The organism is Inquilinus limosus (assembly GCF_002195995.1).
Lineage (GTDB): Bacteria > Pseudomonadota > Alphaproteobacteria > DSM-16000 > Inquilinaceae > Inquilinus > Inquilinus limosus_C.
The window spans coordinates 1-9,725 of sequence record NZ_NHON01000154.1; the positions used below are offsets into that span (position 1 = coordinate 1).

The 9,725-nt window shown below is 70.2% G+C and carries 7 protein-coding genes; 5 read left to right on the forward strand and 2 right to left on the reverse strand.

All coding sequences use genetic code 11. The annotated features are described in order from the left end of the window. The 3 genes from BWR60_RS37455 to BWR60_RS34430 form a co-directional block, all read left to right on the forward strand. Positions 1-445, forward strand: a 445-nt coding sequence (locus tag BWR60_RS37455; protein ID WP_179222069.1) for a helix-turn-helix transcriptional regulator, incomplete at its 5' end; no start/stop codon positions are given. Between the two features lie 74 nt (positions 446-519). Then, entirely contained in the window at positions 520-1,677 is a 1,158-nt protein-coding gene (locus BWR60_RS34425) for a helix-turn-helix transcriptional regulator (protein WP_088157590.1), read from the forward strand. Positions 1,678-1,737: 60 nt separating this feature from the next. Continuing rightward, positions 1,738-1,989, forward strand: a complete 252-nt coding sequence (locus tag BWR60_RS34430; protein ID WP_088157592.1) for a hypothetical protein — start codon at positions 1,738-1,740, stop codon at positions 1,987-1,989. 420 nt (positions 1,990-2,409) lie between these two features. Here the strand turns inward: BWR60_RS34430 and BWR60_RS34435 are convergent, their stop codons facing one another. After that, positions 2,410-5,919, reverse strand: a complete 3,510-nt coding sequence (locus tag BWR60_RS34435) for an indolepyruvate ferredoxin oxidoreductase family protein (RefSeq protein WP_088157594.1) — start codon at positions 5,917-5,919, stop codon at positions 2,410-2,412. Between the two features lie 436 nt (positions 5,920-6,355). Between BWR60_RS34435 and BWR60_RS34440 the strand changes: the two genes are divergently transcribed. After that, positions 6,356-7,708, forward strand: a complete 1,353-nt coding sequence (locus BWR60_RS34440; RefSeq protein ID WP_088157596.1) for an ABC1 kinase family protein — start codon at positions 6,356-6,358, stop codon at positions 7,706-7,708. Between the two features lie 5 nt (positions 7,709-7,713). Continuing rightward, complete coding sequence (locus BWR60_RS34445) at positions 7,714-8,022, forward strand: hypothetical protein (RefSeq protein WP_088157598.1); 309 nt, start codon at positions 7,714-7,716, stop codon at positions 8,020-8,022. A gap of 143 nt (positions 8,023-8,165) precedes the next feature. On the opposite strand, the gene BWR60_RS34450 is transcribed toward BWR60_RS34445, so the two are convergent. Next, the gene (locus tag BWR60_RS34450; RefSeq protein ID WP_088157600.1) at positions 8,166-9,533 is read right to left on the reverse strand and encodes a PepSY-associated TM helix domain-containing protein; all 1,368 of its coding nucleotides are present in this window, start codon (positions 9,531-9,533) and stop codon (positions 8,166-8,168) included. Positions 9,534-9,725: the final 192 nt, after the last annotated feature.

Sequence of the window (9,725 nt, forward strand, 5' to 3'; positions counted from 1 at the left end):
CCTGTCCAGTCAGCTCTCCGCCGCCCGCACCCGCAGCGCCTCGTCGGCCACGACCTGCTCCTCGTCGGTCGGAATCACCAGCACGGTGACGGGSCCGTCCGGCGCGCGCCCGCTGCTGCTGACCGTGATCCCGATCCGCCAGGCCGGGATCGGCGACCGCCGGCCGCGGGCCCAGGCGGCGATCTTCATCGTCGATCCGGGGCAGAATCCGACGCCGGCCCCGGCCCTGCTGCAGGAGCTGTTCGGGCTGACGGCGGCGGAGGCCGGCCTGGCCGTCGAGATCGGCCGCGGCGACGGTATCCAGGCCGCGGCCGACCGGCTGGCGATCTCGGGCAACACCGCCCGCACCCATCTGGCCCGCATCTTCGAGAAGACCGGCACGGGGCGGCAGGCGGAGCTGGTGCGCCTGCTGGCGCAATGCAGCCTGCCGGCGCCGCCGGACTGACGCCCTCGACGGATGCCGGATCTGGTGGATTTCGGGACCGCCCGCCGAACGGGGGCGCCTCCGACGAGGTGGGAATGGACCGGGCGGACGCAATTCTCGGGGCGGTGCAGCAGATCTACGATTCGGCCATGGCGCCGGAGGGCTGGGCCACAGCGCTGGATGCGGTCGCCGCGATCGTCGGGGGCCGCTGTTCGGGCGTCCTGATCGAGGACCGAACGCGCGCGCAGGCGCAGCTGCTGACGGACCGGACATGGGATCCGGCGCATCTCGATCTCGTCACCACCACGGCCGAGGCCGGCGTGCTGCCGCCCTGGGTCGGCGGCCTGCCGGTGGGGCTGATGACGCGGAGCTCGGCCATCCAGACGGACCGGGACTTCGGCCGATCGCTCTACTACAACGAGGTGATCCGGCCGATCGGCAATTTCTACGCCGCGGTGGGCCTGCTGGAGCAGACGCCAGCGCAGCGCTGCCTCTTCGCCCTCGGGCGCGCCCATGGCGTCGAGAATTTCGCCGATGACGACATCGCGGCGCTGCAGCTGATCCTGCCGCATCTGCAGCGGGCGCTCGACCTGCGCCGGCAGGCCGGCTGGACCGACCAGCATGCGGCTGCCATCGAGACCGTGCTGGACCGGATCGATCTCGGCGTCATCCTGGTCGATGCCGCCGGGCGGCCGCTGTATTTCAACCGTCGGGCCGAGGCCCTGGTCGCCCGCGCGGACGGCCTGGCGGTGGGGCGGGCCGGGATCACCGCGGCCCTGGCCGACGAGACCCGGCGGCTGCAGCGGGCGATCGCCGCCGCCGTGGCGGCCGGCCTGCCCGCGGGCGGCATCGACAGCGCCGGGCGTGCCGCCGCGGCCGGGGCCCGCATCCGGGTCTCGCGGCCTTCCGGAGCGCGACCGCTGCTGCTGACCGTGATCCCGGTTCCCCGTTCCCGGGCCCATGCCGGCGTGGCGGCGGGGGCGGCGATCTTCATCACCGATCCGGACGCCGCCATCCCCCTCGCCCCGGCCCTGCTGCGGCAGATGTTCGGCCTGACCGCGGCCGAGGCGGCGCTGGCCGTGGAGATCGGCCGCGGCGAGGGGCTGGACCCGGCGGCGGAGCGGCTGTCGATCGCCAGGACCACGGCGCGCACGCATCTGGCCCGGATCTTCGACAAGACCGGCACCGGCCGGCAGGCGGAGCTGGTCCGCCTGCTGCTGCAATATGGCGGGCCGCTGCTGCCATCCGATTGAGGGATCGCCGCACCTCGGCTCCGGTTGATTTGCCGCGCCGAATGTCGCCACTGTATTCTGATGAAGACCATCACGGTTTCCGTGGACGACACCATCTATCGGCGCGCCCGCATGAAGGCCGCCGACCGGCACACATCTGTTTCCACCCTGGTCAGGCAGTTCCTGAACGAGCTTGCCGGGGACGAAGGCAATAGGGAATTGTTGAAGCGCGAGGAGGCCGAACTGCGGGCCTCAATCCGTTCCTTTCGCGCGTCCGACCGTTTGCCGCGCGACAACCTCCATGGACGCGTTCCAATGAGGCGCGACGGCTAAAGCGGGATGAACTGAGATTCGGTCACGTCGGAGTCTGACAGGAGGGAGAGCGTCTTCGCGTGGCCTCTCCCGCAAGCGGGACTTTATTCAGAATAGCCGAGACCCGACTTTATTATAGTCCCCCCTCCCCTTGCGGGAGGGGGGCAGGGGGAGGGGTCTACGCGCGCCCGCGCGTGAATGCGCAAGGCACTGGCCCAGCTACGAGGCCGGGTCGTTTGACTTCAGGCCGGTTCTGGCGGCACTAACCCCCTCCCCCTACCCCCCTCCCGCAAGGGGAGGGGGGACTTGTTTTTGCTTTCGCCGTGAGTGTCCCGGACGATCCGGGGAAATTCCGAAAAAGTCCCGCAAGCGGGAGAGGTCACACCCTACGGCCCTGCCACGATCGGACGACCCGATCTGCCGAATGCGCCTCGCCCGCCCCTACTCCGCCGCCAGCTTCGGCGCGGCCGGGGTGCGCAGGGTGGCCAGCAGCTCGGCCTCGCGCGCCTTGGCCTTGTCCCGGTTCTCGTCCTTGATGTGGCCGTAGCCGCGGATCTGCTCCGGCACCCGCGCCAGGGCGACGCAGACGGCATGGGTGTCCGGCCCCAGCCGGGCCAGCAGCTCCGGCACCACCGCCTCGTAATCCGTGATCAGCTGCCGTTCGGCCTTGCGCTCGGCGGTGCGGCCGAACGGGTCGAAGGCGGTGCCGCGCAGCCGCTTCATCCGCGCCAACAGGCCGAAGGCCCGCAGCATCCACGGCCCGAAGGCGCGCTTCTTCAGGTGCCCGGTGTCCGGGTCCTTCTCGGAGAAGGTCGGCGGCGCCAGGTGGAACTGCAGCTTGTAGTCGCCCTCGAACTGCGCCTCGATCTGCTTCAGGAAGCTGCCGTCGGTGTAGAGCCGGGCGACCTCGTACTCGTCCTTGTAGGCCAGCAGCTTGTAGTAGTTGCGGGCCACCGCCTCGGTCAGATCCTGCCGGCCCAGCTTCGCTTCCGCCGTCCGCACCGCCTCCACCAGCGCCGTGAAGCGCGCGGCATAGGCGGCGTCCTGGTAGGCGGTCAGCTGCTCGACCCGGCGGGCGATCGTCTCGTCCAGCGTGCGCGACAGACGGTGCCCCTCCTCCTGCGGCGGCGCGGCCAGCCGCTCGACCCGGGCGAGGTCGTGGGCGGCGCGGCGGCCCCACAGGAAGGCAGCCTTGTTCATGGCGACCGCGGTGGCGTTCAGCTCGATCGCCTTCTCCAGCGCCTCATGCGACACCGGCACCAGCCCCTTCTGCCAGGCGAAGCCGAGCATGAACAGGTTGGTGGCGATGCTGTCGCCCAGGAGCGCGGTGGCCAGGCGGGTGGCGTCGACGGTGTCGAGCAGATCCGGGTTGCCGCCGTTCTTCGCCACCGCCGCCAGCATCGACGTGCCGGGGACGACGAAATCCGGGTTGCGGGTGAAGGCGCCGGTGATGGTCTCGTGGCTGTTCACCACCTGCCGGGTCAGGCCCGGATGGATCTTCGACTGCGCCTCGCCCCCGGCCGCGACCACCAGGTCGCAGCCCAGCATCAGCTTCGCCCCGCCCGCGGCGATGCGCACGGCGTGGATCGCCTCCGGCGTGCGGGCGATGCGGACATGGCTGACCACGGCGCCGCCCTTCTGCGCCAGCCCGGCCTGGTCGAGCACCGACACGCCCTTGCCCTCGAGATGCGAGGCCATGCCCAGCAGCGCGCCGATGGTGACGACGCCGGTGCCGCCGATGCCGGTGATCATGATGCCGTAGGGCTGGTCCAGCGACGGCAGCTCGGGCTCCGGCAGCACCGGGAACAGATCCGTCGCGCCCCCCTCAGTCGTTTTGGCAGCCGCCGGCTTCGGCTTGCGCAGCTTGCCGCCCAGCACCGAGACGAAGGACGGGCAGAAGCCGTTGACGCAGGAGAAGTCCTTGTTGCAGCTGGACTGGTCGATGGCGCGCTTGCGGCCGAACTCGGTCTCCACCGGCACCACCGACAGGCAGTTCGAGACCTTCGAGCAGTCGCCGCAGCCCTCGCACACCGCCTCGTTGATCACCACCCGGCGGGCCGGATCCTCCATCAGGCCGCGCTTGCGGCGGCGGCGCTTCTCGGCGGCGCAGGTCTGGTCGTAGATCATCACCGAGACGCCGGGCGTCTCGCGCAGCCGCTGCTGGACGTGGTCGAGCGCGTCGCGATGCTCGACCGGCACGCCGGCGGGCAGCAGCTTGCTCTGCGTCCCCGGCTCGCCATAGATCTCCGGCCGGTCGGTGACCACGACCATGGTCTCGACGCCCTCGGCCTTCAGCTGGGCCGCGATCATCGGCACGGTGATGGTGCCGTCCACCGGCTGGCCGCCGGTCATCGCCACGGCGTCGTTATAGAGGATCTTGTAGGTGGCGTTGACCCCGGCGGCGAGCGCCGCGCGGATCGCCAGGCTGCCGGAATGGAAATAGGTGCCGTCGCCGAGATTGACGAAGACGTGCCTGGTGTCGGTGAACGGCGCCTGGCCGATCCAGGCCGCGCCCTCGCCGCCCATCTGGCTGAAGGTCTCGGCCTTCCGGTCCGGCATCCAGGTCGCCATGTAGTGGCAGCCGATGCCGGCCATCGCCCGGCTGCCCTCGGGCACGCGGGTCGAGGTGTTGTGCGGGCAGCCGGAGCAGAAATAGGGGATGCGGTCGACCGCGGCCTTGACGATCTTCTTCTGGCCCTCGCGCTCCTCCAGGTAGCGCACCCGCTCGGCCAGGCCCGGGTGGTCCAGGTACTTCAGCAGGCGGCGGCCGATGGCGACGGCGATCTGGGCGGGCGTCAGCTCCCCGGTCGAGGGCAGGATCCAGTCGCGCTTCTCGTCGAACTTGCCGACGATCACCGGCCGCTTGTCGGCCTGCCAGTTGTACAGCTGCTCCTTCAGCTGATTCTCGATCAGCGCCCGCTTCTCCTCGACCACGATCAGCTCGTCGAGGCCCTCGGCGAAGGCGCGCACGCCGGTCGGCTCCAGCGGCCAGGGCATGCCGACCTTGTAGATGCAGATGCCGAGCTGCGCCGCCAGCTCGCGGTCGATGCCGAGATCGTCCAGCGCCTGGCGGACGTCGAGATAGGATTTGCCGGTGGTGACGATGCCGAAGCGGTGGCGGCCGCTGTCATAGACCAGGTGGTCGAGCCTGTTGGCGCGGGCGAAGGCGAGCGCGGCGTAGAGCTTGTCGCGCATCAGCCGCTCTTCCTGCACCAGCGGCGGGTCGGGCCAGCGGATGTTCAGCCCGCCGGGCGGCATGGCGAAATCGTCCGGCAGCACGATGCCGACCCGGTTCGGGTCGACGTAGACGGAGGCCGAGCTGTCGACATTCTCGGCGATGGTCTTGAAGCCGACCCACAGGCCGGAATAGCGGCTCATCGCCCAGCCATAGAGGCCGTAATCCAGGATCTCCTGGACATTCGCCGGGTTCAGGACCGGCATCATATGGGCGATGAAGGCGTGCTCGGACTGGTGCGGCACGGTCGAGGATTTGCAGGCGTGGTCGTCGCCGGCCAGGGCCAGGACACCGCCGAATTTCGAGGTGCCGGCGAAGTTGGCGTGCTTCAGCACGTCGCCCGAGCGGTCGACGCCGGGGCCCTTGCCGTACCAGATGCCGAACACGCCATCATGCTTGGCGCCGGGCCACATCCCGACCTGCTGGCTGCCCCAGACGGCGGTGGCGCCCAGGTCCTCGTTCAGCCCCGGCTGGAACTCGATCTGCTGCTTCTGCAGGAACTTGCGCGCCGCCCACAGCGCCTGGTCGTAGCCGCCGAGCGGCGAGCCGCGATAGCCGGAGATGAAGCAGGCGGTGTTCAGCCCGGCGGCCTCGTCGCGCCGCCGCTGCATCAGCGGCAGGCGCACCAGCGCCTGGATGCCGGTGAGATAGATGCGGCCGGAATCGAGGGTGTACTTGTCCTCGAGGCTCACGGAAGCAAGGGCCGTCGCCGTCATCGATGCCTCCCGAAGGGCCGCCGATCTGTCGCCGCGGCCGTCCCTAAATAGGTAATCTTGTTTCATGCCGCCGACAATCGCACCCGGGCTCTCTGCGAGAGAAAGCAACGGAAACCCGACAGTATTGCTGTCCTTGATCCGAGATGTCCGGTTGTCCCGAAATCGCGACAGAAACGAACCCGGCTCAGCGCCATAAGGGGTGTCCATCATGCTTCGAGGCCCGTCTTTCACCGTCATGGCGAGGAGCGAAGCGACGTGGCCATCCAGAAGCCGGTGCCGCTGGATGGCCACGCCCCTGCGGGGCTCGCCATGACGGCGAGTGCTTGGCTGCCGCCGTTTATGCGGGCAGATGCGACACCGGCGGGGGTGACGGAACCCCGTACACCGCCTAGATAGGTCGGGCGGCCGGGCCCGGCCGCGCGACCCCGGTTGGATCATGGCCGACGAAGAGAACAGTTTCGGCGGACGCCTGCGCCGCTACGCCCGAGTCTCCGGCGCCATGGGCGGCCTCGCCGCCCGGGTGGCGGGCGAGCGCTATCTCGGTCTCAAGGTCGACCGCGAGGCCCACGCCAACGAGCTGCGGGCGGCCTTGGGCGGGCTGAAGGGCCCGCTGATGAAGGTGGCGCAGATGCTGGCCACCATCCCCGAGGCGGTGCCGAAGGAATACGCGCAGGAGCTGCAGCAGCTGCAGGCCGACGCCCCGTCGATGGGCTGGCCCTTCGTCAAGCGGCGCATGGCGAGCGAGCTGGGCCAGGCCTGGCAGTCGCGGTTCCAGAGCTTCGAGCACGAGGCGGCGGCCGCGGCCTCGCTGGGCCAGGTGCACCGGGCGGTCGGGCTGGACGGCCGCCGCCTGGCTTGCAAGCTGCAGTACCCGGACATGCAGTCGGCGGTCGAGGCCGATCTGAAGCAGCTGCGCCTGATCCTCGGCATCTTCGAGCGCTACGACAAGACGGTGTCGACCAAGCAGATCCACGCCGAGATCTCGGAGCGGCTGCGCGAGGAGCTGGACTATTCGCTGGAGGCCCGGCACTCGCAGCTCTACGCCGAGATGCTGGCGAAGGAGCCGAACGTCCATGTGCCGGAGGTGGTGCCGGAGCTGTCGACCCGGCGCCTGCTGACCACCACCTGGCAGGACGGCAAGAAGATCCTGACCTTCGTCCAGGGCAGCGAGGAGCAGCGGGCCCAGCTGGCGCTGAACATGTTCCGGGCCTGGTACGTGCCGCTCTACTATTACGGCGTGATCCATGGCGACCCGCATCTCGGCAACTACTCGGTGCGGGACGACGATTCGATCAACCTGATGGATTTCGGCTGCATCCGGGTGTTCCCGCCCAGCTTCGTCGGCGGGGTGATCGAGCTGTACCGGGCGCTGGAGACCAATGACCGGGACCGCGCGGTGGCGGCCTACAAGACCTGGGGCTTCAAGAACATGACCAACGAGCTGGCCGACGTGCTGAACGTCTGGGCCGGCTTCCTGTACGGGCCGATCCTGGAGAACAAGGTGCGGCTGATCGGCGAGGCCAAGAACGGCGTCTATGGCCGCGAGACCGCCGAGCAGGTGCACAAGGAGCTGCGCCGCGTCGGCGGCATCGAGGTGCCGCGCGAATTCGTGTTCATGGACCGGGCGGCGCTCGGCCTCGGCTCGGTGTTCATCCACCTCAAGGCCAAGGTGAACTGGCACACCCTGTTCAACGAGCTGATCGCCGATTTCGACCAGGACACGCTGGCCAAGCGCCAGGCCGCGATCCTGAAGAAGCACAAGCTGCCGCTGCCGGTGGCGGGCGCCTGACGCCGATGGCGCCCTCCGACCGGGACGAGCTGGCGGCCCTGCGGAAGGAGTGGGTCGAGTGCGGCCGCGCCGTGCTGCAGGCCGACGCCGATGGCGGCGACCACAGCATCCTGCATCACTGGGTCGTGCGGCTGATCGACGGCGACATCGCCGATGACGACCGGGACGGCATCCTGTCCCTGGTCTATCACAGCCTGAACTTCGACATCCCCTTCGCCGCCACCCGGGGCGTGCGGGAGGAGCTGCGGCACGTGGTCCGGATGAAGATCAGGGACCCCGCCTGGCGGTTCCCGCCGGAGCCCTTGGAGGTCTGAGGGCAGCCGCCCACCTTTCCGAATTCCCAGAACCGTCATTGCGAGCGCAGCGAAGCAATCCAGGGGCTGGTGCGAACCGGCCCCTGGATTGCTTCGTCGGCTGCGCCTCCTCGCAATGACGGTGAGGGATAGGCGCTGTCGCTTCAGGCCGTCCGCACCCGCACGGGCCGCCGCCGGGTCACGGCCCAGTCCAGCAGCGCGACCGCGACCATCGAGGCGCCGACCAGCGGGTACAGCACGCCGCCGACGGCCAGGATCGCGGTGACGCCGCGCAGCGCCCGCGGGTCGGCCGGCATCGGCGGCGCGCCGAGCGCGCCGGACGGCCGCCGCTTCCACCACATCACCACGGCGGAGACCGCGAGTCCGATCATGGCGAGGCAGGCGGCCAGCAGCAGCAGCTGGTTCGCCAGGCCGAATTGCTGGCCCATATGGGTGTTGATGCCCCATTCCATCGCCCGGCCCAGCGGGCCGTAATCGGCATAGCTCATGTCGATCAGCGGCGTGCCGGAATACTGGTCGAGATGGACCACGCGCTGCCGCGACAGGTCGTCCGGGTAGACCGAGGCGGTGTAGACCCCGGCCGGCCCCGCCGGCGGGTTGACGGCATAGCCGGGGGCCAGGCCGAGCCGGTCGAAGATCGCCACCGCGGCGTCCAGCCCGATCGGCCCGCCGCCGCCGGCCATCGCCGATTCCGGCATCCGCGCCTGCTCCAGCGACCAGGCGGTCGGCTGGGTGTGGGCCAGGTGCTCGTCCGACATCGGCACGGCCACCCGCACCCCGGCGGGATAGCCGAAATTGCTGCCATTGGCCCAGCGGTTGACGGTGTCGCCCCACAGCACCGACCAGGGCATGCCGGTGACCGCCAGGAACACGATGACGCCGCCGACGAACAGGCCGGTGACGGCGTGCAGGTCGCGCCAGAACATCCGCCGTTTCGGCGAGCCGCGCACCGACAGCGCCCCGCCCTGCCGGCCGCGCGGCCACCACAGGACCACGCCGGTGGCGACCAGCAGGATCATCCAGCCGCCGGCGATCTCGATCGCGCCCTGCCCCCAGGGGCCGAGATAGGCCAGGCTGTGCAGCTGGCGCACCACCCACATCACCGAGCCCCGATCCGGGATCTCGCCCAGCACCCGCCCGTCATGGGGGTCGACGAAGACGGAGAGCCTGCGGCCATCCGCCGTCTTCACCCCGATCTCGGCCGAGGCGCCGGCATCGGCCGGCGGCAGGTATTTGAAGACCTCGCCGGGATAGGCGCCGAGGGCGGCGGCGACCTGGGCGCTGGGCGCGACCCGCGCCACCGCCTGGGCCTCGACCCGCTTGAGGTCGCGATAGACCAGGCCCTCGATCTCGTCGCGGAACAGGTACAGCCCGCCGGTCACCGCCAGCAGGACCAGGAAGGGCAGCGTCAGCAGCCCGGCGTAGAAATGCCAGCGCCAGACGGCGCGGTACAGGCTCGTGGACCGGCGCGCCGCCTCGGCGGCGGCGGTCGGCATCGCGATGTCGGCCATGATCCGAATCCCGTGCGGCCGCGCCGGACAGGCCCGCGCGACCTTCGTTGAAAGAGAGGTTCAGGACGGGAGGTCGGATCGCGGCGGCGCGCGGGCGCTGAAGCCGTGCTGAGGCCGGGCTTCGGTGAAGAGCTGCGGCGTGGGCCGGACGTCGGCGGGGGCGGCCTCGCCCGGCGCCGGCACGGCCGTGCC